The organism is Caballeronia sp. ATUFL_F2_KS9A (assembly GCF_023630765.1).
Classification (GTDB): Bacteria; Pseudomonadota; Gammaproteobacteria; order Burkholderiales; family Burkholderiaceae; genus Caballeronia; species Caballeronia zhejiangensis.
Genome location: NZ_JALQEK010000029.1, coordinates 142573 through 164216, shown reverse-complemented (window position 1 = coordinate 164216; position 21644 = coordinate 142573). Strand labels below are relative to the sequence as shown.

Here is a 21644-nt window from a genome sequence, read left to right as displayed (position 1 = left end):
CCGCCCCGCGCGCAGTATCGCATTGCGCATGACGCGCGCCGCAGCCAAAGTCTAGCCGCCCGCGTCCGCTCAGCGAAGCCGATGCACAATGAAGCGATGAACGATCCATCCCACCCCGCCGACGATCCTCGCCCGACGCCGCCCGAGCGTCCGCTGCCGGAAGACTGCTGCCGCAGCGGCTGCAATCAGTGCGTGTTCGAGTTGTACAGGGAAGCGCTGGAGCGCTACGAGGCGGACGTGCGCGCGTGGGAAGCGCGGCATGCGCAGGCTTCCCGTTCGTGAGTGACTCCGGCCGATTCGAGCAGGCAACCGGGCGCGGCGCTATGCTTGTGACCCCTGTCGCTGTCGAATCCGAACCTCAAGGAGCGCAACCCATGTCCCTCACGATGTATCGCGCATCGATTCCGGTCTTCATTCGCGGACTCGAAGTCTGCGCGGATCTGCTGAAGAAAGGCGCCGCCTTCGCCGATGAAAAAGGCCTCGCTCACGCCGATGTGATCAACGCGCGCCTCGCGCCCGACATGCTGCCGCTCGCCGCGCAGATCCAGCGCGCGAGCGACACGGCGAAGCTCTCGGCGGCGCGTCTCGCGGGCATCGAGGCGCCGCGCTTCGAGGACAACGAGGACAGCTTTCCGGCGCTGCAGGCGCGCATCGAGAAGACGATCGCGTTCCTGAAGAGCATCGACAAGGCTTCGCTCGCCGGCTGCGAAACGCGCACCGTCACGCTGAAATTCCCGGATTTCTCGCCGTCGTTCTCAGGCGACGATTATCTGTTCGGCTTCGGCTTGCCGAACTTCTATTTCCACGTCGTCACGACCCACGACATCCTGCGCCATCTCGGCGCGCCGATCGGCAAGCGGGATTATCTCGGCCCGCTCAAGTAAGCCGGTCGCGGCGCTGCGCTATTGCTGCCGCGCCGCGATCTGCTTGCGCCAGCCCGCGAGAATCCGCCGCGCGAGCACATCGTAGTCGCCGCCGAAGTGATGATCGCCCGGCAGCTTCACCACTTCGATGCCCGTCTTCGTCAGCGCGGGACACAGCGTGTCTTCTTCGTTCGCGCCGTAGATGCACTGCACCATCGATGGCGGCAGTTTGTCGAATTCCGGCCGCACCTTCAGCGCCTTGTCGCTCGCCTTCATGCCGAGCCAGCCCGTCACGCGGATCTGGAAGTCGGCGTCGGGCGCGAAGCCCATCAGCGAGATATACGACACCTGCGCGCGGACTGCGTCCGGCAGACGGTTGTACGCGAACGGCATCACGTCCGCGCCGAACGAATAGCCGACGAGCGCGACATGGCTCGTATGCCAGCGCGCGTTGTACGTGCGGATGATTCGCGCCAAATCGTCGGCGGTTTGCTGCGGCGACTTCTCGCTCCAGAAGTAACGCAGCGAGTCGACGCCGATCACCGACACGCCATCGCGTTGCAGCGCCAGCGCCATCGTTTTGTCGAGATCGCGCCAGCCGCCGTCGCCGGAAATCACGATCGCCAGCAAGTCGGTCGGTTGCGCGGCGCGCAGTTCGATCAGCGGGAGATCGGAGACATCGTTCTCGGTCGGACGCCCGGCTTTTTTCAGACGCGGCGCCGTCATCGCGACGAGCGCGTCGGCCTTCGAGCGGTTCGCTTCCAGCACGGCCGTGTATTCGAAGAAGCCCGGCAAACCCTTTGCGTGGATGATGGTCGCATCCGGCGCGCACGGATTGAAACGCGGGTCGAGCATCGGGTCGGCCGCAAGCGAGACCGCGCCCGCGACGGTGTTGTCCGGCGCCTGCTTCAGCGCGCTTTCCGCGACCATCGCGCCCTGCCCGGTGCCGACGAGAATCGGCGAAAAATATCGATTCGACTGAACGGTGCGTTCGAGCTGATGGCTCATGTTTTCCGCATCGCCGACGAGGTTGTGGCAGGACTTCTCGGTCTTGTCGGCGGCGAGGCGCGCGGCATAGCGCGGCGTGTCGACGCCGATGACCATCGCGCCCTTGGCGGCGAGCGCATCGGCGGCCTGCTGATCGGCCGGCGTCCAGCCGCTCTTCTCGGAAAACAGCACGACGAAGCCGGTCATGTCGCCCGCAGGCTTCGTGAGTTGGACTTGACCGTAACGTCCGCCGGAGATCGACTCGGCGGCATGCGCCATACCCGTCACGGACACACCACAGACGGCGGCCACCACGAGCGCCGCCGCTTTCTTGCAAAGGAATTTCATGAACGCCAGCCGCCCGCGAGGAGCGAAAGATCCGCCAAAGTGAAAAATACGCCGACCGAGCCGGACGCCGCCAGATAGCGCGGCTCCCAGCGCGGCTGGAACTTGCTTTTGAATCCGCGCAGACCGCGGAAGTTGTAGAAACGGCCGCCGAAGCGCCACACCAGTCCGGCCATCCGATGCCACGGCGATGCGAGCGGCGTCGGCTCCATGCCCGACAGCGGCGCAATGCCGAGCGACAGCGACTTGAAACCCGCTTCCTTCAGATGCAGCGCGAGCTTGGTGAAGAGATATTCCATCGCATAGGGTGACGCGGCCGAAACATGGCGCATCACGCCGACGGTCGCTTCGGTGTTCATGTCGGTCGTCATGAAAGTGACGAACGCGACCGGCTCGCCCTGCTGGCGCACGAGCAGCACCGACTGCGCCGCGAGGTATTCCTCGTTGAACGCCGCGACCGAGAAGCTCTTCTCGCGCGCCGAGCGGCTGCCGAGCCAGTCGTCGGAGATGGCGCGCAACATCGGCATGCTTGCTCCGATGCGCTCCGGTCCGATGACTTCCGTGTCCAGACCGTCGCGCTCGCCGCGTTTGATCGCATAGCGCAAATGCGAGCGATGCGAGCCCTTCAGATCGAAGTCGGACAGAGCGACATGCGCTTCCTCGCCGAGCTTCATCAGCGTGAGGCCGGCGTCGAGATAGAGCGGCAGCGCATCGGCGCGCACCTGATAGAACGCCGCGCGGCCGTTGTGCGCGTGCGCGAGCTCGACGAACTTGCGGATCAGTTCGGCCCACTCGCGGCGCGGACCGACCGGATCGTGCAGCGCGGCCCACGTGCGGCCGTGTTTCGCGTACATCAGAAAGGCTTCGCGCGACTCGGAGAAGAGGAAGCTCTTGTCACCCATCATCGCGAGGCCGGCGTCGCTGCGTTCCTGCGCGCGCAGGATGCGTGCGGCATCGGCGAGATCCTGCGGCGCGGGCTTCACGAAGCGGCCCGCCGCCGGGCGCAGCAGTTGCCACACCGCGAACGCGGACGCGAACAGCGCCGCCGCGAGCGTCGCGCGCAGCGCACGCGGGGCGCGCTCGTCGAATGCGAACTGCCACCAGAGATCGCGGCTATAAGGCACGTCGCGGAAGGCGAAGAACATGATCCACACGGCGAGCGCCATCACGACGCCGATCGAAATGAGCCACGTCGCGGTGAAACGCTCGGCGAAGAGCGATGAACGGCGATTGAAGCGCTCGCGCGTCAGGACGAGCAGCACGACGAGAAACGCGAGCACGCCCACTTCGACGAACGCGAGACCTTTCGCGAGCGACAGCGCGAGGTTGGCCACCGCGAGAATCAGCGCGAGCCACCAGGCGGCGTCGAGGCGGCGCATGAGACCGCGCGCGACGAACAGCAGTAGCACGCCGAGCACCGAGCCGAGCAGTTGCGAGCTTTCCAGCACCCAAAGCGGCACGATGGTCTGCAACAGCGCGATACGCATCTTGAACGCGGGCGTCGCGCCCGAGATGACGAGCATCGAGCCTGCCGCGAACGTGACGATCGACAGGAACAACGGCGCAAGCTGCGAAACGTGATGCGGGCTCAGAAAATTGAAGCGGCCTTTCAGCGCGCGGCCTTCGAAGGCCGCCATGACGCCGGCCGACAGGATCAGCGGCAAGCCGAAGTAGATCGCGCGATACGCGAGCAGCGCGGCGACGACGTCCGGCGTCTGTGCGCTGCCGCCGAGCGCGAAGACCATCGCCGCCTCGAACACGCCGACGCCGCCCGGCGTATGGCCGATCATGCCGAGCAGCATCGCCGCCGAGAAGACCGTCATGAATTCGCCGAAGCCGACCTGGGGATTCGGCAGGAGCGCCCAGAGCGCGAGTCCGGCGCCGAACACGTCGACGACGGCGAGCGCGGCCTGCGCGACGAAATCGCGGCGCGCCGGCACGGTGAACGACAGCCACTTCCAGCGCGAGTGCAAAGTGCGCGGCTCGCGGCCGCAGACGATGACCATCGCGGCGAAAACGGCGAGCAGCGCCGCGCCGGTCGCGCGCAACGCGGCCGGCGGCAGGTGCATCATGCCGGAGAGCGTCTCCGCGCCGAACACCATGCCGGCGGCGGCCATGAACGCGAGGGACAGCGCGAGCGTGATGCTCGTGAAAATCGTCAGACGGCCGACTTGCGCGGGCGTGACATCGGCCGCGCCGTACACGCGGCAACGCACGGCGCCGCCCGTCAGCGCGCCGAAACCGGTCACGTTGCCGAGCGCCGAACCGACCGTCGCGCCGACCCACAACAAAGACCGCGGCACCGCGACGCCGATGTGACGCAGCCCCACGGCGTCACGCCCGACGAGCGCGGCGAAGCTGAGCGCGGTGGCGAACAGCGCGGCGAACCACGCTTGCGCCGTCATCATGCGCAGCGAGTGCATGACCGACTTGTAATCGACCGAGCGCGAAAGATGCTGGAAGACGACGAGCAGCAGCACGCAGATGACGACCGTGAGCACGGGCGCGGCGAGCCGCTGAAGATCGACGCCGCCGGACAAACGTCCGATCGGGGAAATGGCGCGAAGCCGGGCGAGCAACTTTGTGCGAGACATGCGTTCTATGAAACTGGCTCACGCTGCGTTTCGTCAGCGAATCGACGACGGCAACGGTACGTCAAGGTTATCGGGGTCCACGCATTGCCGGGACTTCGCGCGGACGGAGAGCGCCATTTCGGCTCCCGCCGCCCGCGCTCGCGCCATACAAAAGGCTTCAACGTGTGAAACGCCTATATAACGGCCATGGTTGACCCGACTTGACCAATATTGGGAAAACTACGGATCGAAAGCTTGCTTTCAGATCTGGCGCGGAGTTCCGGACAGCGCGACCGGCACGAACGAGCGGTCGCCCATGCTTTACGGTTTGTCAGGGAAACGGTTAGGATCGACGGCCGTGAAGCTTGTCGGGCATCGAATAGACGCGGGTCGGTAGCTTAAGCGGATACTACAGAAAAAGGCATCGGAATCATGAGAAAAACCACATCGATCTTGTTCGCCGCCATCGGCGCGTGCGCCCTGAGCGCCTGCGTTTCGACCGACGACGCCCTGCTCAAGACCGTCCCGTTCGGGTCGGGCACGTCGCAGTACAAGCCGTACGAGTTCATCCGCTGCGTGAAGGAAAAATGGACGCCGATCGCGCCGCGCGTGCGCGAATACTCGCCGAGCTCCGACACGCTGGCCGTCTCCGTGCCCAGCGGCGGCCTGACGAGCCAGTCGCTGGTGCTCGTCATCGCGCAGGCGTCGGCGAACGGCACGGGCTACACGATCTACGGCGACATCGCGGCGGCCGGCCGCTACGTCACCGCGACGCACACCTGCGATTAACCCCGGTTTCCGCGCTTCAGGAGGGCTTGCCGTTGCGCATGTCGACGCCGGCGAGATGCGTCCCGACGACACGCCCGATCAGATAACCATCCGACGCGCACGCGTTGACGCGCTCCTTTCCTTCCCACTGGATCTTGTATTGATCGTCCTGGGAATGAACGGCCGATGCGTCGAACTTGCGCTTCGCCTTGCCGCCGTTGCGCACGTCTTCGCTGACGAGCCGGTTCCATGTCAGCGCATAGCCGTAGCGCACGCCGTCGGCGAACGCGTTGTCGTCGCAGACTTGCGATGGCGGCGTCGTCTTGAGCATCAGGTGATAGCCGTTCGCGGTGCCGACCATGATGCGCCTTTCCCCCGGCGGCGCCGGCGCGACGGGCGCCTTGACCGCCGCCTGAGCCGCTTGCGCGGCCGATGCCGCCGATGCCGCCGCGGCCGCGTCCGTGTCGTTCTGCTGCGGAAGCGGCGCACATGCGCCAAGAAGCAGCGCCGCTGTCACCGTGAATGCCGTGCCGGCGCCTTGCATTTTCGTGAACGTCATCCTGCGAATCACCTACGCTGACCCCATCTCAAATTTAGTCCGGGCTCTACCTTACCATCCCCGGGATGATTCATCGGACCGATGAAAAAAAGACGACGCGGACGCCCTTTCGGTGCGCCCGCGTCGAGGAAGAGAAACGGGAGGCTCAGGAGGCCGACGACGTATTGCTCATCGGCATTTCGATCCCGCGCCGCGCCATTTCGACGATTAGAAACGTTCGCCGCGTGACGTGAAAGCGCGCGAGCAGATCGCTCGAATATTCCTTCGCGGTGTTTTCGCTGATGTTCATCTTTCGCGCGATCGCCTTGTTCGACAGCCCTTGCAGCAGATAGCGCAGCGTCTCGGTGAGGCGCGGCGGCAGTTCGAGCGATTCGATCGTCACGCCCGCGTGCGGCGAAACCGGCTTCGGGCTGTGACCGCCCTTGCCCAGCACCGTATTCGGCAAATACACGCGCCCGTTCAGAATCGTTTTCAGCGCCTCGCGAAACACGCCCGCGCCCTGCTCACTGCCCTTCGAGATGAATCCGCACGCGCCGTTCTTGATGCATTCGAGCACCGTGTCGCGGTCATCCTGCGCCGACAGCATGATCGTCTGGACCTCGCGTTCTTCTTCGCGGATCCAGTTGAGCAGATCCATGCCGGTCGCCTGGCCGCGCAAGTGGTAGTCGAGAAACATCAGATCGTAGGTATTGGCGGAAAGCTTGGCTTTCGCCTGCTCGACTCCATCGGCTTCGTCGATTTCGAGCAAAGGCTCGTTCGCCAGGATCAGGCTTTTCATCGCGCTCCTGGTGAGCCCTTCGTCCTCTACTAGCAACACAGTTTTGAAATAGCCATTTTCCATTGCGACGCTCCGAGAACGGTTCCGATATTACGCGCGCCTTGCCCGACTTCCACCCTCCTTTCGCAGGGATACATTCGGCAGTCTCCCAAAATCTCCCGCGTTCCCCTCCCGCGCCGGGTTTAGCGACCGCCACGTTCGGCCGAAACTGAACGCAGTCGAATCACCACGTAACCCAAAACGAGAATGGAGGATGAGATGTCAAGCCGTCTGGCCGCCAGCGAAAGCGAATTCGCATTGTGGCGCATCAAGCGGGCGCGTACCGGAGACGCATCGCGCCGTGTGCTGATCGCCCACAAGGACAAGTCGATCGGCGATTCGCTCGCCGTGCAACTTCGGCTCAAAGGCTTGCAGGTCATCCTTTCGCAGGATCTGAAGTCGGTGCGCGCGCTGGTCAATAGCTGGCATCCGCACGCGCTGCTTCTCGACACGAGCCTCGACAACGAATCCGGCTACGTCTTTCTGCGCACGTTGAGTACGGACGGCGATGTCACCGGCCGCCTGCTCGTCGCGATGAGCAACGTGTGGCCCGCCGATCCGGTGCAGACGCTCAAGGACGCCGGTTTCGACGCCCATTGCCGCCGGCCTTGCGCGACGTGGCGCATCGTCGATCTCGTCGAATCGTTCTTTTCGATGCCGCTCACGCGCTGAGTCGATGGAGGTGCGCCATGAACACGGATATTTGCATCGTCGGGGGCGTGCTGCCCGCGAACGCATCGCGCTGCCGCGCGGTCCGCGAGCGCGCCTGTGTCGAAGCGCGCGTCAGGCGGCGGCGCCGTCGTGCCGGGCCGGGTTCGCGCCGGCTGCCATCGAGAGCGACGCCTGTATTTCACTACCTGGCTCGATGACGGCGATGCCCGTCCCGCGCAAGCCCTGCGCCGCGAGATTGAAGCCGTCGCTCACGTGCGACACCGGTTCGACGCACAGATAACCCGCCCCGGCCGGACAATGCACGACGACGTGACCGAGCGCGTCGTCGGCGATCAATCCGAGCGTGCGGCCGTCAGCGTAATGCAGCGTCGCACGGCCGTCCCAGCCGCTCAGATAGCGCGTGTACCCTTCCGTCTCGCGTTGGTGGAGAAGCGCGGGACGTTCGTCCGTCGGCTCGATCGCGATCTCGGCTTCGTGACGCCAATGCGTCGTCGTATGGAGGTCGGCTTCCAGCGCGCCGAAATACGGATGAAAACCGAGGCCGACCGGCATCGGGCTCGACGACCGGTTCGCGACACGCATCGACAGCCGCGCGCCATCCGCATTGGCCTCGATCAGTTGCACGGCCTCGAACGCCCACGGCCAGCCGTGCTCGCCCTCGCCATGCGTGTAACGCATCACGACGCAATCCGCCTCGTGCAACTCGACGCTCCACGCCGCGTACTGGCCGAATCCATGCAATGCGTGCGTCATGCCTGGAAACGTCGCCAGTTCGACGACGGAACCGTCCGGCGCGGGAAAACGCGCATCGCGCACGCGATTCGAAAACGGCATGAGCGGATAGCTGCCGCCCTTGGGCCACGCATCGCAAGACCAGCTCGCGACTGTCACCGGCGCGAGCCAGTCATGCAATCCGCGCGCATCCCGCGTGGCGAAGCGCGTGATGCGCCCGCCCGCCATCGGCGCGATTTCGATCACATGCGGCCCGCTCGCGATACTCAGGCGCGGTTCCGCGTTCAGCTCTCCAACTGCACGAAATTTCGTCACTGCTTCTGTTCCTTCACGCGCGACACGAGCTGCGTCGGGCTCACGAACTGCAACGCGATCAGCACCCAGATCATCGTGATGGCCATGTAGATCATCGCCATCGCGTCGATGGACTGCGGCGCGCGCACGCCCGTCGAGAACACCGCGTAGTACAGCGCGACGACGAGCGTCTGCGTCGTCGGGCCGGCGGTGAAGAACGTCAGCTCGAACATGCCGATGGTCCGCACCAGCACCAGCAAGCCGGCAGCCAGCATGCCCGGCACGAGCAGCGGCAGCAGCACGTAGCGGAAATACTTCGCCGTGTTCGCGCCGAAGATGCGCGCGGCCGATTCCAGATTCGGATCGATCTGCTCGATGAACGGCGTCATCACGAGAATGACGAACGGCAGCGCAGGCACCAGGTTCGCGAGGATCACGCCGGTCAGCGTGCCCGCGAGATGGAACTTGTACATGACCGTCGCCATCGGGATGCCGTAGGTCACGGGCGGCACCATCAGCGGCAGCAGGAAGACGAGCATCGCGAAACGCTTGCCGGGGAATTGCACGCGGGCGAGCGCATACGCGGCGGGCACGCCGAGCGCGATCGACAGCAGCACGACCGCGCCGACCACTTCGAGCGTCACGAGCAGCACGCTCGAAAGCTGGAAGTCGCTCCACGCCTGCGCGTACCAGTGCAGCGTGAAGCCTTGCGGCAGCAGCGTGCCGAACCAGCGCGTCGCCACCGAATTCACGGCGACCGTCGCGATCAGCAGCAGCACGTTGACGAGGAAGAAGGCCATCGTCGTCCAGACGAAGAACTTCCATAGCCTGGCGCGCAGGCTCGCTTGCTGTTTCATCTGTTTGCCCGTGCTTCGAGTCGGGGCGCCGGCCTGCCAGCCGGACGCCGCGCGGTTATCGGTCGTCATTATCCCTTGCCTCCCGTCACCGGACCCGTATAGAAGAAGCGGCGCGCGCCGAGCATGCCGCCGACCACGAGCAACTGCACGAAGCCCATCACGATCGCGATGGTCGATGCGAGCGCGTAGTCGTAGTTTTCGAACGCAGCCTCCGATGCGGCGATCGAGATCACGCGCGTCGGGCCGGCCGGCGCGCCGAGCAGCACCGCCGACGGAAACACCGAGAACGCCTGCACGAACGAGAGACACGCGGTCATCGTGAGGCCGGGCAACAGCAAGGGCAGATAGATCTGACGGAACTGCTGCCACGGATTCGCGCCGAGCGTGGCCGCCGCGCGCGCGAGCGTCGGATCGATGCCGGTCACGTACGAAAGCGTCAGCAGAAACGCGAACGGAAATCCCGACACGATCAGCGAAATCAGCACGCCCCAGTAGTTGTGCGTGAGACGCACTTCATCGCCGTAGAGATGCAGCGCCTGCAACGCCTGCGGGAACCAGCCGTTCGGACTGAAGTACGTGAGCATGCCGTCGGCGATCAGCACGGTGCCGAGCGTCACCGGCACGACGAGCAGCGTCGTCGCGAACTTCTGCCACGGCGACGTGCGGCGCAGCGCGAACGCGACGGGCACCGATACGCCGACGTTGATGATCGTCGCGGGCACGGCGAGCCTGAGCGTGACGATGATCGTCGGCCACATCGACGAATCGGTGAAGAACGTGACGTAGTTCGCCCATATGCCGCCGCCGTTCATCGGATTGAACGACAGCATCAGCCCGTAGGCGAACGGATAGATGAACAGCGCGAGAATGAAGATGAGCGCGGGCGCTACGAGCCAGCCCTTCGGATCGCGCTGCGCGGGAAGCGCGATCATTTTTCTTCTCCGTACACGAGCGTCTTCGAAGGCGCGACGCGCAGCGTGATGCGCTCGCCTTCGCTGCATTCGCCCGCGATGCGCGCCCAGAGCTTGCCGAACGCCGTATCGATGATGATGAGCGAATCGCGTCCGCCGTACTCGACGACTTCGACGTGCGCGTCGAACGCGTTTTCCGTGCCGGGCGCGACGCGCTCCATGTCTTCCGGACGCAGCGCGACCGCAACGCGCTTGCTGTCGAAGCCTTCCATCGGCGTGCCGAGCAGCCTGACGCCGTTCGCGTTCACCGCGACGCAATCGCCCTGCGTGCCTTCGAGCGTCGCCTGCACGACATTGCGAAAGCCCATGAACCGCGCGACGTGCAGGTTCTTCGGACGCGAATAGACTTCCTTCGGCGACGCGACCTGCTGCACGACGCCCTCTTTCATCACGACGATGCGATCGGCCATCGAGAGCGCTTCGTCCTGATCGTGCGTGACGTAGATCGTCGCGCGCTCCAGCTTGCCGTGGATGCGGCGAATCTCGGCGCGCATTTCGATGCGCAACTTGGTGTCGAGGTTAGAGAGCGGCTCGTCCATCAAAACGAGCGGCGGTTCGATGACGATCGCGCGCGCGATCGCCACGCGCTGTTGCTGGCCGCCGGAAAGCTGACCGGGCAGCTTGGCGTCGTGGCCGATCAGCTGCACGAGTTGCAACGCGGCTTTCGCCCGCTTCGTCGCTTCGGCCTTGGATACCCCGCGCATCTTCAATCCGAAACCGACGTTGTCCAGCACCGACATATGCGGAAAGAGCGCGTAGTTCTGAAAGACCATGCCGAAGCCGCGCTTTTCGGGCGGCAGCACGTCGATACGTTTGTCGTCGAGCCAGATGCCGCCGCCGGTCAACGGCTGCAATCCGGCGATGCAGTTCAGCGCGGTCGACTTGCCGCAGCCCGACGGTCCGAGCAGCGCGATGAACTCGCCGCGCTGGATGTTCAGATCGAGTCCCTTCAACGCCGCGAGTTGCTGACCTTCGGCGTTGGTGAAGCTGCGCGAGACCGAGTCGAGGCGCAACTGCTCAAAAGTGTGCTTCATGACATTTCCTGCGCTTTTTTGTACAAGCGGCGACGCTCCTCGCGAGGAACGTCGCCGTCTCATCACACCGATACGTCGACTTACTTCGTCTTCGCCGCGCCGATTTCGCGGTCCCATTTCTGGAACGCGGCGACCATCGCCTGCGCGTTCAGCGGCAGTACGTGCGGACGGTCGGCGAGGAGCTTCGCGTATTCCGGACGGCCGAACTTCTGGATGACTTCCTGGCTCTTCGCGGGCGCCATCGAGAGCGGCACGTCCTTCACCGCCGGGCCAGGATAGAAATAGCCATCGTCATATGTCAGCGCCTGCTGCGCCGGCTCGAGCATGAAGTTCATCAGCTTGTAGAGCACGTCGAGCTTTTCCTTCGGCACGCCTTTCGGAATCACCATGTAATGGGCGTCGTTGACCCACGTCATGTTGTCGAATGCGCCGACCTTGAATTCCGCCGGCACGATGCCGAGCGCGCGCGGATTGATGTCCCAGCCCGTCACGGTGACGGTCATGTCGCGCGTGCCTTCACCCAGCTCCTTCATCACCGCCGACGTGCCGCCCGGGTAGTACGGAATGCAGTCGTTCAGTTGCTTGAGGAACGCCCAGGTCTTGTCCCAGCCGTTGATCGGGTTTATCGGGTCCTTGTCGCCGAGCACGTACGGCAGGCCCATCAGGAAGGTGCGGCCCGGACCGGAGTTGGCCGGACGCGCGTAGATCAGCTTGTTCGGATGCGCCTTGCACCACGCGAGCAGTTGATCCGGCGTCTTGGGGACATCGGTGACTTTGGCCGGGTTGTATTCGAGCAGCGGACCCGCTGGCATGTACGTCACTTCCAGACCGTAGCCCTGCGCGATGTCCTGCATCTTGCGCGGACCGGGCGCGTACTTGTCGAGCACGCCGGGGAATGCCTTGGCGTTGTCGGGCAGAAGCTTCTCCCACAGACCTTGCTGAATGCCGGCCGCGAGCGCGTCGGTGCCCGTCACGACGAGGTCGATGTCCGAGCGCCCCGCCGCCTGCATCGCCTTGATCTTGCCCGGCAGTTGCGGCGCCGGCGCATTCGTGAACGTGATGCTGGACACGAGGTCCGGATACTTGGCCTTGAACGCCTCGAAGCCCTTTTGCGTCAGTTGCAGATTGCCTGCAACGTCGACGATGTTGATCGACACGGGATCGGCCGCGTGGGCCGCGCTCGTGCCGAAAGCCGCGCTCACGGCGACGCAAATCGCCGCCAGTTTCACTGACAGTCCTGCCTTGAAAGCCATGTTGTCTCCTCACTTCTCTCGCAACCGCTGGTCGGGAAGAGGTCCGGTCGGATCGTCGATGTTGTCGATTGTGTTGATCGCCGGCCTGTTTGTACTTCGTTCTGATTCTTGCGTGTCTATCGTGCGCGTGCGTCCTCGTTGCGGCTTGGATGCTGAAAAATAGCTAACGAGGTTATAGGATGTCAAGCAAATCGCAACCCGCCGATGCTGTTACCGAAACAGCCGAACCGGCTTTTTTCCTCTGCCGATAGCGCTTTGCAAGCCGTCTCGGGATATACCCCGAGCGCTTGTTACCTCCCGCTTTAACCTGTATTTAACTGGGGTTTCCTGCACGTTTCCCGGAAACGCGGAGGGTTTCATCGAATGCGAGCAGCGCGCGCGCTGCACGTTCGATGGCCGGCAACGCAGCTTCGGGCGACGCGCTCAGCAACGGCAGTATCGGGCCCATGTCGGCGATGCCCGATAAGGTCACGGCGTCGTGCAGAACGCGGATCAGCGAGACTTCGTCGCGAAGGGTTTCGAGCGGCATAAAGTGCTCGTAGATGGAATCGGCCCCGGTGCCGCCTGCTTTCGCGGCGCGCAGCAGCGCCATCACTGCGTGCGGCGCGATGCATCCCGAGCCGGTCGTCCATGACGCGAGACCGAAGTCGCGCGTGTGAACCAGCGCGGGGCGCTCGCCCATGCCCGACACGACCTTCGACGCCGGCACGTTTTCGAGCAAGCGCCGCAGATAGCCGTCGTCCGCTGGATTGGCCCGCCGAATCGCGTATTTCACCGCGAGCAGCGTGCCGTCATCGACGAGGCCGGCAAGCCTGTCCACGTCGATGTAACTCTCGCTCTTGATATAGAGCGTGAACGGCATGCCGGCCACATCGGCAAGACGTCTGAGGCCGTGCGCGACGCCCTCCGGCGTGGTGAAACCCGCGAGCGGCAGGATCATCGCGGTGCGGTAGCCCGTCTGCGCGAGGATGCGCGCCTGATCGAGCATCTTCCCGTAGTCAGGGCCGATGGCCGGAATGACGCGAGTCCGCGGACCAGCCGACTCGGCCAGCATGTCAAGCAACTCCCGGAACTCGCTGACGGCGACGTGGTACAGATTCGCGTTGCCGCCGTAAAGCAGCGTGGAGACGCCGCCGGCCTCGATATGAGCGATCAGCCTGCGGTTGGCTTTGGGATCGAGCGAATAATCCGGGCGACGCGCCAGGGGCGGCACCGCCATGACGGATGCGGAAAACTCGCTGACGACGATGGGATCGGTATACATGACGCCTCGCTGAATCGACGGAAAAGGTCCGCAGAAGGTAGCAAGGCGGGTAAAAGTTGTCAAACAACTTTGCCGTGAGGGAGCCGGTTTATCGCAAGTTGGCTAAGGTTGTGTGACAACTGTCGGGTCGAAATTATTCACCGAACATGCGCTCGACCGCGTTCTCGAGGTGCGCCTTCATCGCTTGCCCGGCTCGGGCGGAATCGCGCGCGCGGATCGCTTCAAGGATTTCGCGATGCTCTCTCTGAACGAGACGCTGGCGTTCGAGCGTCTTCACGTACGACAGGTTGCGTGACAGGTTCATGCTGACTTCGACCTGTTCTTCGATGAACGACAGCACGGTGATGAAGAACTGATTTTTAGACGCTCGCGCGACCGCGAGATGAAACGCGAAATCGTCTTTCGCGCCGATGCCCTCCTGCGTTTCGACGACGCGTTCGAGCTGATCCCACGCGTCCTGAATCGCGCGGACGTCTTGCTCCTCGGCCTTGACGGCGGCCAGTTCCGCCGCGCCCGACTCCGTCACCACGCGAAATTCGTAGCAGCGACGAATGTCGGATAGCGTTTCCAGCGGAGCGAAGCGGCGCACGTCGGGATCGGGGCGGCGACCCACGATCGTTCCCGATCCGCGCCGCGTCACGATGATGCCGTCTGCGCGCAACCGCGCGAGCGCCTCGCGCACGGTCGGACGCGAGGTGGCGAATCGTTCCGCGAGCGCGTGTTCGGTGAGGAGCCGGTCGCCCTCCTTGAACTCGCCTTCGATGATGCTGTTGAGGATGTCGCTATAAATTCGGTCGGCGAGGCCGGATGACTTACGCTCGTTCATGTTCGCGCGTGACGTGCTTGTCAGGGTGGAGACCGATTGTAAGGCAGATTTTGTCAGGCAGATTTTTCGCGCGAGGCACCGCAAGCCGCCTGTCCCATGCTCAGTATTTCACCGCACGCGAAGTGCGAGCGTTGAATGACATTTCGGCATGCGAAGCGATATTGCGCAGCGTAAACAAAAACGCGCCCGCGGTCTCCCGCAAGCGCGCTTCGGCCATCGCCATCGAAATTCAGATCGACAACAGCTTCCTCGCTTCCTTCGCCGTCGCCACCGGCCGACCGTACTCCGCGCATAACGACGCCACCCGGCTCACGAGTTGCGCATTGCTCTTCGCGAGCGTGTCCTTGTCCCAGCGCACGTTGTCTTCGAGTCCCGTTCGGCAATGTCCGCCCAATTGCAACGTCCAATGATTCACTTCGAGCTGATGGCGCCCGATGCCCGCAGCCGTCCACGTGGCATCCGGCAGATTCTTCTTCAACTGCTCGACCTCGAACTCGAGAATCTCGCGTCGCGCGGGCAATGCGTTCTTCACGCCGAGCACGAACTGAACGTGCACAGGCGATTTCAACAAACCCTGATTCACGAGATCGACGGTGCTATAGAGCATCGCCAGATCGAAGATCTCGATCTCGGGCTTCACGTTGTGATCGAGCATCGTCTGCGCGAGCGAGCGCACGAAATCGGGCGGATTCTCGTAGACGATCGTCGGAAAGTTGACCGATCCCGTCGCGAGCGACGCCATGTCAGGCTTCAAGTCCAGCATCGCGCCGCGCTGCTCGAACGAACGCCCGCGCCCGCCCGTCGAGAACTGGATGATGATGTCCGGGCAATGCTTGCGGATGCCTTCCTGCAATTCCGCGAACCTGTGCCGGTCCGAGCTCGATCGTTCATCCTCGTCGCGCACATGCAGATGCACGAGCGTCGCGCCCGCTTCATACGCCTCGTGCGTGCTTTCGATCTGCTCGGCAATCGTGATCGGCACGGCAGGATTGTCTTTCTTGCGCGGCACCGAGCCGGTGATCGCAACCGATATGACGCAAGGTTCTTTCGTAGGGGATTGGGTCACGCTTCGCTCCTTGACGGCGCCATGCTTGAAACAACTTCGCGGAGATCGAATATGGCGCTCAAATTTGAACTAACTAGTACATTTGTGATGTTGAGGCATTCTCCGTGCCGCTGCAAGCCACGCAAACCCTAAGCTCCCGACGCGCGTTCGTACGACGAATCGGGCCGCTTGCCCCGCTACTGTCGCTGCGCATACTCGGCGAGCATTTTTCCGACCTGCTCGTCCGTGATCGCCGGCTTGATGTCGAACATGAACAAATCGGCCCATTCGTGCGCCCATTGCGCGAGCGGCTCGACGTTGTCGCATTCGCACACGGCGATACCCCAGATCGAACCGATCGCATGCCAGCGGCCCAGCAGATGAATGCCGTCGGGCGGCGCGCCGCGAGTTTGCAGGAATCGCTCGGCCGCGAGTCGTTCGGCGTCGGGTTGCGCAGTCCAGTTGACGATGAATAGCATGGCTCGATCCTCCTGTTGGAACGCCATGAAACGGCGCGACGCGCCGGGCTCGCCGCCGCATCGGCAGTTGCGCCGATGCGGTTCATCCAGTATAGGAGGCGGCCGTGGATCGCATTGATCAATGCATGACGACGACGGGCGTCGCGAGCACCGGCTGCGCGTAAGTCACTCTGACGGCAGGCGCAACTCCATACGGCGTCACGATGACCGCAGGCTGCGGCGGCAGAGGCGGCGGCGCGGCGACCACCACCGGCGCGAACGCCGGCTCGACGACGATCGTGCGCGCGGGCACGTAGTAATACGGCGGCCTCGGCGGCGGCGCGTAGTAGTACACGGGACGCGGCGGCGGCGCGTAAACGACGGCGGGCGCGACGTAGGAAACCTGCACGCTCGTTCCAGCCGATGCGGTCTTCGCGCAGGTCAGGCTGATGGCGGCAACGGCGGAAACGCTGAGCAAACGGCAATTCATGTTGAAGTCCTCATGCATCGTGAGACGTTGAATACGGCAGCAACAAAGAAATGCAACTGCCGGCGATGAGAACGATAGCGAAGCCCTGCCCGATGCGTGAGTCGTAACTTATGTCGCGGGATGTCGGCGCGAATGCGCGGCATCGAACGCGAAATACGGCGACATGATTCGTAGCATCCCCAAGATTGCGTTCGCGGCGCGGCTCAATAGAATGGCATCACCGTCGACGTTCATCCGTAGCGAATCAGGGGAGAGAGCCATGCGAAAGATTCTTGTCATCCTTGCGGCATGCGCGGCGTGCGCCACGTCGAGCGCGGCGTTCGCGCAGACCGCTACGCAGCCGATGGGCGCGAGCCCGCGCCTCGAACACGTGCTCGGCCAGTTGCAGACGCGCTTTTCGAGCGCCAACACCACGCACGACGGCAAGCTCACGCGCGAGCAGGCATCCACGGGCATGCCGATGGTCGCCAAGCACTTCGACGAAATCGACACGCAGAAGAACGGCTACGTCACGCTGCCGCAAATCGAAGCCTTCATGCACGAGCACGCCGCGCAACGCTGACCCGGAGCCTCCATGGAAACCCTGCCGAAGATCATCGTGCTTGACGACGAAGCCGAGTTGCGCAACATGCTGCAGCGATTTCTGAGTTCGCAGGGTTTCGAGGTACGCGTCGTCGAAAATGGCAAGCGGCTCGACCGCTATTTGCAGCGCGAGCCTTACGACCTGCTGGTGCTCGACTGGATGATGGAGCCCGAAGACGGCCTTTCGGTCTGCAAGCGCCTGCGCGCCGAAGGCCAGACGCTGCCGATCCTGATGCTCACCGCGAAAGGCGATCCGGTCGACAAGGTCGTCGGCCTCGAAACCGGCGCCGACGATTACCTTGCCAAGCCCTTTCTGCCGCAGGAACTCGTCGCTCGCGTGCGTGCGTTGCTGCGCCGCCAGAAGATTGCGGCGGGCGACCCGACGCATACGCAGCAGCGCATCCGTTTCGGCGATTTCCGCCTCGATCTCGCGAAGCAAAAGCTGTATCGCGGCGGCGAGCCGTTCGAGATTCATTCCGCGCAGATGCAGTTGCTCACGGCGCTCGGCTCGTCGCCGAACCGCGCGGTCAGCCGCGACAACCTCATCGCCCGCACGCGCGGCCGCGATCACGACGCGCTCGATCGCAGCATCGACGTGCAGGTGTTGCGGCTGCGTCAGATCGTCGAGGAAGATCCGGGCAAGCCTCGGTTCATCAAGACCGTGTGGGGCGTCGGCTACATGCTGCTCGCGGAAATCGAATCGTGAAGTGGGCGCCGCGCTCGCTCTTCGCGCGCAACATCCTGCTGCTGGTCGCGCTGGTCGCGGTGAGCCAGGTGTGCGCGATCGCCGTGCTGCTCCATTTCATCCAGACGCCGCGCATCGAGCGCGCGGCGGCGACCTTCGCGAGCTATATCGTCACGCTCGATACGCTCCTGAAAACTTCGCCGCCCGAAGCCGCGCAAGGCGTCGCCGTGAACCTCGACCTTCGCGCCGAACTGCCCGCCGGCGCGCGCGACATGGCGCCGGGATCGCGCTTGCGCTTCTATCAAACGTATCAGCGCCGGACGTTCATCGAGAGCCTGCGCGCGCATCTGCCCGCCGACATGCTCGTGCGCTGGCAAGGCGCAGAAGCGTCCGACGACGGTCAGCAGCGCTTGTGGATCCGCGCGCATCTGGCGGGCGAGCCGCGCTGGCTGGCGCTGCCGGTGCCCGAAGCGGCGCACGACGACGGCCTCGCGACCGCCCTTTTCCTTTCGCTCGGACTCGGCGCGCTCGCGTTCGCGACGGCGTACTTGATCCAGCGCCATCTGAACCGTCCGCTCGCGCATCTCGCCGATGCCGCGCGGCTCGTGTCCGCGGGCGGCGAGCCGGGCGTCCTGCCGACCGACGGTCCGACGGAAATCGCCCAGGTCAGCGGCGCCTTCAATCGCATGACGGCCGCGCTGAAGGAAGCCGACGCCACGCGCGCGCTGATGCTCGCGGGCATCTCGCACGACATTCGCACGCCGATGACCAAGCTGCGCCTCGCCATGGCGATGTCCGCCGTGCCATCGACGGACGCGGCTTTCGCGGCATCGGCGGAAGGCTATCTCGACACCATCGATACGATTCTTCAGCAGTTCATGGACTACGCGGGCAGCGGCGCGAAGGAAACGCCCGTCGTCGGCGATCTCAACGCGCTGATCGCCAATCTGGCCGCCGATTTCGCCGGACTGGGGCACGAGTTCGCGCTCGATCTCGGCGAGATCGAACCGTTCCCGTTCCGGCCGATCAGCATGATGCGGATGCTCATGAACCTGATGCAGAACGCAGTGCTCTACGGCGTAGTCGGCCTGGAAGTGCGGACGTGGACAGATCGCGAGGCGAACACGGCCTGCGTCGTGATCGCGGATCGCGGAAAAGGCCTCGGCGGTCAGGATCCGGAAGCGCTGAAGCAGCCGTTCAAGCGCGGCGGCGGCGAAGGCCAGCCGAAGGGCACGGGCCTCGGACTTGCAATCGTCGAGCGCATCGCGCGGCTGCACGGCGGAACGCTCGAACTGAGCGCGCGCGACGGCGGCGGCGCGGAGTCGCGCATCGTTCTGCCGCTCTCGAGCTAGCGTTATTCGGGATCGGCGATCGCCTGTTTGTCATCGCCCTCGTTCGCCGTCTGCGCCTGATCCTCGGCGACCGTGGATTCGCGTGCGAGCGGCGCGATTGCGTGCAAGGGCACCATCGGCTGCGTGCGCGCATTCACACCGGCGGGACTGGGCTCGTTGTCGTGGATCAATGCGCGGATGCGCGGATAAATCTGCTGCTCCCAGCGCTTGCCGTTGAACACGCCGTAGTGGCCGACGCCCGTCTGAACATGATGCGCCTTCAGATACGGCCGCAGCTTGTCGCACAGATCCTGCGCCGCGAGCGTCTGGCCGACGGCGCAGATATCGTCGCGCTCGCCCTCGACGGTGAAAAGCGCGGTGCGCCGGATCGCCGACGGATCGACCTTGCGGCCGCGCACTTCGAGCTGCTTCAGCGGCAGTGCGTGCCGCTGAAACACGGTGTCGACGGTTTCCAGATAGAACTCCGCGGTGAGGTCCATCGTCGCGAAGTATTCCTCGTAGAAAACGCGGATCGCATCGGCCTTCGCGACGTCGCCCTTCGCGCGTTGATGATGCATCTCCTCGAACGATTCGATGTGACGCGCGAGATTCATCGACATGAACGCGCCCAGCTGTACGAAGCCCGGATAAACGCGCCGCATCGCGCCCGCGAAACCAAACGGCACCATGCTGATGAGATTGCGCTCGAACCAGTCGATCGGCTTGCTTTTCGCGAGTTCGTTCACGCGCGTCGGGTTCACGCGCGTATCGATGGGACCGGCCATCAGCGTCATGCTCGCCGGCTCGGCGGGATGCCGGTCCTCGGCCATCAGCGCAACCGCCGAGAGCGCCGCGACGGTCGGCTGGCAGACGGCGAGCAGATGCGCGCCCGGCCCGATCGTCTCGATGAAATCGATGATGTGCTGCACGTATTCGTCGAAGCCGAAGCGGCCGTGCATCAGCGAGACGTCGCGCGGATTGCGCCAGTCGGTGATATAGACGTCGTGATCGGCGAGCATCGTCTGCACGGTGCCGCGCAAGAGGGTCGCGAAGTGGCCGGACATCGGCGCGATGACGAGCACGCGCGGCTGCACGATGGACGCATCGTCCTTGCAAAAATGCAGCAGATCGCAGAACGGCGTCGATGCCGCGACTTCTTCCACGACGCGCATCGTTTTGCCTTCGGCTTGCACCGGCGCGATATCGAATGGCGGCCGCGCGTGCGTCAGGCCCGTGAGCGCGACCTGTTCGCAGAGCGCCGCCATACCGCGGGCCTGCGGCGTCTCGCCGATATCCTTCCAGACACGCAGCGCGCCTTCGACGAGCATAGCGGCGTGGCGGATCGGCAGCATCGAATCGGACCAGGCCTGATAGCCCGCATAGGTGAACGGATTCATGGCGACGAAAGGAGGCAATAGCCATGCCAATCGATGGCTACATGGGCCTTCATATGTCACGCGATTGGCATAGGCTTTGCACAGATGCCATTCACGAGCGCGTTTTGCCGCGCTTCGGTGCTTGGGCGCACCGCGCTCGATCCGTCTTGGTGCACGACGCGCGAGGAACGACTCATGGCGAACGCCACGCTCACCATCAGCAGCAAGAACTATTCGTCCTGGTCGCTGCGCGGCTGGCTGCTCACGAAGTTCAGCGGACTGCCGTTCGAGGAAGTCGTGATGCCCGCCGACGATCCCGGCGCGCGCGCCGAACTGCTTTTGCTGTCGCCATCGATACTCGTGCCGTGTCTCTTTCACGATGGCATCAAGGTCTGGGACACGCTCGCCATCGCGGAATATCTGAATGAAGTATGCCCCGATGCCGGCCTGTTGCCGAAGGAGCGCGCCGAACGCGCGCATTGCCGCGCGATTTGCGGCGAGATGCACTCGGGTTTTGCCGCACTGCGCTCCGCCCTGCCGATGAACCTGAAGGCGCACTTTCCGGGCTTCAAGGTATGGGCGCGCGCGCAGACCGACATCGAGCGGATCGTGACGATCTGGCATGAATGTCTCGCGCGGTATGGTGGTCCGTATCTGTTCGGCGAACGGACGTGCGCGGACGCGATGTTCGCGCCGGTCGTCACGCGCTTCGTCACCTACGATGTCAAGCTCGACGCCGATATCGTCGCGTACGGCGAGCGCATTCTCGCGATGCCGGAGATGCGCCGCTGGATCGCCGATGCGCAACAGGAAGCCGAGGAAATCGACGAACTCGATATCGAGTTCTGAAACGGTCGCGCGA

At 64.1% G+C, this 21644-nt stretch carries 23 protein-coding genes; 8 read left to right on the top strand and 15 right to left on the bottom strand.

The features are described from left to right. The first annotated feature begins 96 nt into the window (after positions 1–96). Positions 97–282, top strand: coding sequence for an oxidoreductase-like domain-containing protein (locus tag NCS67_RS16425; RefSeq protein WP_235366212.1), 186 nt, complete (start codon positions 97–99; stop codon positions 280–282). 92 nt (positions 283–374) lie between these two features. After that, positions 375–884 carry a DUF1993 domain-containing protein gene (locus tag NCS67_RS16420; protein ID WP_008353409.1) on the top strand — a complete coding sequence of 170 codons (510 nt, stop codon included), beginning with the start codon at positions 375–377 and terminating at the stop codon, positions 882–884. 18 nt (positions 885–902) lie between these two features. On the opposite strand, the gene NCS67_RS16415 is transcribed toward NCS67_RS16420, so the two are convergent. After that, on the bottom strand, positions 903–2198 hold the full coding sequence (locus NCS67_RS16415; protein ID WP_250435742.1) for a virulence factor family protein: 1296 nt from the start codon (positions 2196–2198) through the stop codon (positions 903–905). Next, complete coding sequence (mprF, locus tag NCS67_RS16410) at positions 2195–4789, bottom strand: bifunctional lysylphosphatidylglycerol flippase/synthetase MprF (protein ID WP_250435741.1); 2595 nt, start codon at positions 4787–4789, stop codon at positions 2195–2197. The genes NCS67_RS16415 and mprF overlap by 4 nt, the downstream gene beginning before the upstream one ends. A 411-nt stretch (positions 4790–5200) precedes the next feature. Between mprF and NCS67_RS16405 the strand changes: the two genes are divergently transcribed. After that, positions 5201–5557 (top strand): hypothetical protein, encoded by a 357-nt coding sequence (locus tag NCS67_RS16405; protein WP_008353413.1) that lies wholly within the window; start codon positions 5201–5203, stop codon positions 5555–5557. A gap of 16 nt (positions 5558–5573) precedes the next feature. On the opposite strand, the gene NCS67_RS16400 is transcribed toward NCS67_RS16405, so the two are convergent. Then, entirely contained in the window at positions 5574–6095 is a 522-nt protein-coding gene (locus NCS67_RS16400; protein ID WP_008353414.1) for a hypothetical protein, read from the bottom strand. A 145-nt stretch (positions 6096–6240) separates the two neighbouring features. After that, positions 6241–6936 carry a response regulator transcription factor gene (locus tag NCS67_RS16395; protein ID WP_033536135.1) on the bottom strand — a complete coding sequence of 232 codons (696 nt, stop codon included), beginning with the start codon at positions 6934–6936 and terminating at the stop codon, positions 6241–6243. Positions 6937–7131: 195 nt separating this feature from the next. Between NCS67_RS16395 and NCS67_RS16390 the strand changes: the two genes are divergently transcribed. Beyond that, positions 7132–7584, top strand: a complete 453-nt coding sequence (locus NCS67_RS16390; protein WP_008353416.1) for a response regulator — start codon at positions 7132–7134, stop codon at positions 7582–7584. Positions 7585–7695: 111 nt separating this feature from the next. Here the strand turns inward: NCS67_RS16390 and NCS67_RS16385 are convergent, their stop codons facing one another. The 10 genes from NCS67_RS16385 to NCS67_RS16340 all read right to left on the bottom strand — a co-directional run bounded on the left by NCS67_RS16385 (position 7696) and on the right by NCS67_RS16340 (position 16808). Next, positions 7696–8631, bottom strand: coding sequence for an aldose epimerase family protein (locus tag NCS67_RS16385; protein ID WP_250435740.1), 936 nt, complete (start codon positions 8629–8631; stop codon positions 7696–7698). After that, positions 8628–9536 (bottom strand): ABC transporter permease, encoded by a 909-nt coding sequence (locus NCS67_RS16380; protein ID WP_033536134.1) that lies wholly within the window; start codon positions 9534–9536, stop codon positions 8628–8630. The genes NCS67_RS16385 and NCS67_RS16380 overlap by 4 nt, the downstream gene beginning before the upstream one ends. Next, on the bottom strand, positions 9536–10399 hold the full coding sequence (locus NCS67_RS16375) for an ABC transporter permease (RefSeq protein ID WP_250435738.1): 864 nt from the start codon (positions 10397–10399) through the stop codon (positions 9536–9538). The genes NCS67_RS16380 and NCS67_RS16375 overlap by 1 nt, the downstream gene beginning before the upstream one ends. Next, the gene (locus NCS67_RS16370; protein ID WP_008353423.1) at positions 10396–11472 is read right to left on the bottom strand and encodes an ABC transporter ATP-binding protein; all 1077 of its coding nucleotides are present in this window, start codon (positions 11470–11472) and stop codon (positions 10396–10398) included. Before NCS67_RS16370 ends, NCS67_RS16375 begins: the two co-directional genes overlap by 4 nt. Before the next feature lie 80 nt (positions 11473–11552). Beyond that, positions 11553–12725 (bottom strand): ABC transporter substrate-binding protein, encoded by a 1173-nt coding sequence (locus NCS67_RS16365; protein ID WP_250435737.1) that lies wholly within the window; start codon positions 12723–12725, stop codon positions 11553–11555. Positions 12726–13038: 313 nt separating this feature from the next. After that, positions 13039–13989 carry a dihydrodipicolinate synthase family protein gene (locus tag NCS67_RS16360; RefSeq protein ID WP_250435736.1) on the bottom strand — a complete coding sequence of 317 codons (951 nt, stop codon included), beginning with the start codon at positions 13987–13989 and terminating at the stop codon, positions 13039–13041. Between the two features lie 133 nt (positions 13990–14122). Next, positions 14123–14815 carry a FadR/GntR family transcriptional regulator gene (locus tag NCS67_RS16355; protein WP_250435735.1) on the bottom strand — a complete coding sequence of 231 codons (693 nt, stop codon included), beginning with the start codon at positions 14813–14815 and terminating at the stop codon, positions 14123–14125. Between the two features lie 229 nt (positions 14816–15044). Continuing rightward, entirely contained in the window at positions 15045–15881 is an 837-nt protein-coding gene (locus NCS67_RS16350) for a 3-oxoadipate:acetyl-CoA acetyltransferase (protein ID WP_008353428.1), read from the bottom strand. Positions 15882–16057: 176 nt separating this feature from the next. Then, the gene (locus NCS67_RS16345; protein WP_250435734.1) at positions 16058–16339 is read right to left on the bottom strand and encodes a DUF3303 domain-containing protein; all 282 of its coding nucleotides are present in this window, start codon (positions 16337–16339) and stop codon (positions 16058–16060) included. Positions 16340–16457: 118 nt separating this feature from the next. Beyond that, positions 16458–16808 carry a hypothetical protein gene (locus NCS67_RS16340; RefSeq protein WP_250435733.1) on the bottom strand — a complete coding sequence of 117 codons (351 nt, stop codon included), beginning with the start codon at positions 16806–16808 and terminating at the stop codon, positions 16458–16460. Positions 16809–17067: 259 nt separating this feature from the next. On the opposite strand from NCS67_RS16340, the gene NCS67_RS16335 reads away from it, so the two are divergent. The 3 genes from NCS67_RS16335 to NCS67_RS16325 are packed head-to-tail and all read left to right on the top strand — an operon-like array spanning position 17068 to position 19427. Then, positions 17068–17370, top strand: coding sequence for an EF-hand domain-containing protein (locus NCS67_RS16335; RefSeq protein WP_250435732.1), 303 nt, complete (start codon positions 17068–17070; stop codon positions 17368–17370). Positions 17371–17382: 12 nt separating this feature from the next. Further along, complete coding sequence (locus NCS67_RS16330) at positions 17383–18096, top strand: response regulator (protein WP_008353432.1); 714 nt, start codon at positions 17383–17385, stop codon at positions 18094–18096. Continuing rightward, positions 18093–19427, top strand: coding sequence for an ATP-binding protein (locus tag NCS67_RS16325; protein ID WP_250435731.1), 1335 nt, complete (start codon positions 18093–18095; stop codon positions 19425–19427). Before NCS67_RS16330 ends, NCS67_RS16325 begins: the two co-directional genes overlap by 4 nt. Before the next feature lie 2 nt (positions 19428–19429). On the opposite strand, the gene NCS67_RS16320 is transcribed toward NCS67_RS16325, so the two are convergent. Next, positions 19430–20803 (bottom strand): polyhydroxyalkanoate depolymerase, encoded by a 1374-nt coding sequence (locus NCS67_RS16320; RefSeq protein ID WP_250435729.1) that lies wholly within the window; start codon positions 20801–20803, stop codon positions 19430–19432. 174 nt (positions 20804–20977) lie between these two features. On the opposite strand from NCS67_RS16320, the gene NCS67_RS16315 reads away from it, so the two are divergent. Then, positions 20978–21631: a glutathione S-transferase family protein gene (locus tag NCS67_RS16315; protein ID WP_250435728.1), complete on the top strand. Its 654-nt coding sequence runs from the start codon at positions 20978–20980 to the stop codon at positions 21629–21631. Positions 21632–21644 lie beyond the last annotated feature (13 nt).

Bases quoted from the DNA above. Each gene is read 5' to 3' on its own strand.
- NCS67_RS16425 (WP_235366212.1), top strand. From the start codon at position 97: ATGAACGATCCATCCCACCCCGCCGACGATCCTCGCCCGACGCCGCCC.
- NCS67_RS16420 (WP_008353409.1), top strand. From the start codon at position 375: ATGTCCCTCACGATGTATCGCGCATCGATTCCGGTCTTCATTCGCGGA.
- NCS67_RS16415 (WP_250435742.1), bottom strand. From the start codon at position 2,198: ATGAAATTCCTTTGCAAGAAAGCGGCGGCGCTCGTGGTGGCCGCCGTC.
- mprF (WP_250435741.1), bottom strand. From the start codon at position 4,789: ATGTCTCGCACAAAGTTGCTCGCCCGGCTTCGCGCCATTTCCCCGATC.
- NCS67_RS16405 (WP_008353413.1), top strand. From the start codon at position 5,201: ATGAGAAAAACCACATCGATCTTGTTCGCCGCCATCGGCGCGTGCGCC.
- NCS67_RS16400 (WP_008353414.1), bottom strand. From the start codon at position 6,095: ATGACGTTCACGAAAATGCAAGGCGCCGGCACGGCATTCACGGTGACA.
- NCS67_RS16395 (WP_033536135.1), bottom strand. From the start codon at position 6,936: ATGGAAAATGGCTATTTCAAAACTGTGTTGCTAGTAGAGGACGAAGGG.
- NCS67_RS16390 (WP_008353416.1), top strand. From the start codon at position 7,132: ATGTCAAGCCGTCTGGCCGCCAGCGAAAGCGAATTCGCATTGTGGCGC.
- NCS67_RS16380 (WP_033536134.1), bottom strand. From the start codon at position 9,536: ATGACGACCGATAACCGCGCGGCGTCCGGCTGGCAGGCCGGCGCCCCG.
- NCS67_RS16375 (WP_250435738.1), bottom strand. From the start codon at position 10,399: ATGATCGCGCTTCCCGCGCAGCGCGATCCGAAGGGCTGGCTCGTAGCG.
- NCS67_RS16370 (WP_008353423.1), bottom strand. From the start codon at position 11,472: ATGAAGCACACTTTTGAGCAGTTGCGCCTCGACTCGGTCTCGCGCAGC.
- NCS67_RS16365 (WP_250435737.1), bottom strand. From the start codon at position 12,725: ATGGCTTTCAAGGCAGGACTGTCAGTGAAACTGGCGGCGATTTGCGTC.
- NCS67_RS16360 (WP_250435736.1), bottom strand. From the start codon at position 13,989: ATGTATACCGATCCCATCGTCGTCAGCGAGTTTTCCGCATCCGTCATG.
- NCS67_RS16355 (WP_250435735.1), bottom strand. From the start codon at position 14,815: ATGAACGAGCGTAAGTCATCCGGCCTCGCCGACCGAATTTATAGCGAC.
- NCS67_RS16345 (WP_250435734.1), bottom strand. From the start codon at position 16,339: ATGCTATTCATCGTCAACTGGACTGCGCAACCCGACGCCGAACGACTC.
- NCS67_RS16340 (WP_250435733.1), bottom strand. From the start codon at position 16,808: ATGAATTGCCGTTTGCTCAGCGTTTCCGCCGTTGCCGCCATCAGCCTG.
- NCS67_RS16335 (WP_250435732.1), top strand. From the start codon at position 17,068: ATGCGAAAGATTCTTGTCATCCTTGCGGCATGCGCGGCGTGCGCCACG.
- NCS67_RS16330 (WP_008353432.1), top strand. From the start codon at position 17,383: ATGGAAACCCTGCCGAAGATCATCGTGCTTGACGACGAAGCCGAGTTG.
- NCS67_RS16320 (WP_250435729.1), bottom strand. From the start codon at position 20,803: ATGAATCCGTTCACCTATGCGGGCTATCAGGCCTGGTCCGATTCGATG.
- NCS67_RS16315 (WP_250435728.1), top strand. From the start codon at position 20,978: ATGGCGAACGCCACGCTCACCATCAGCAGCAAGAACTATTCGTCCTGG.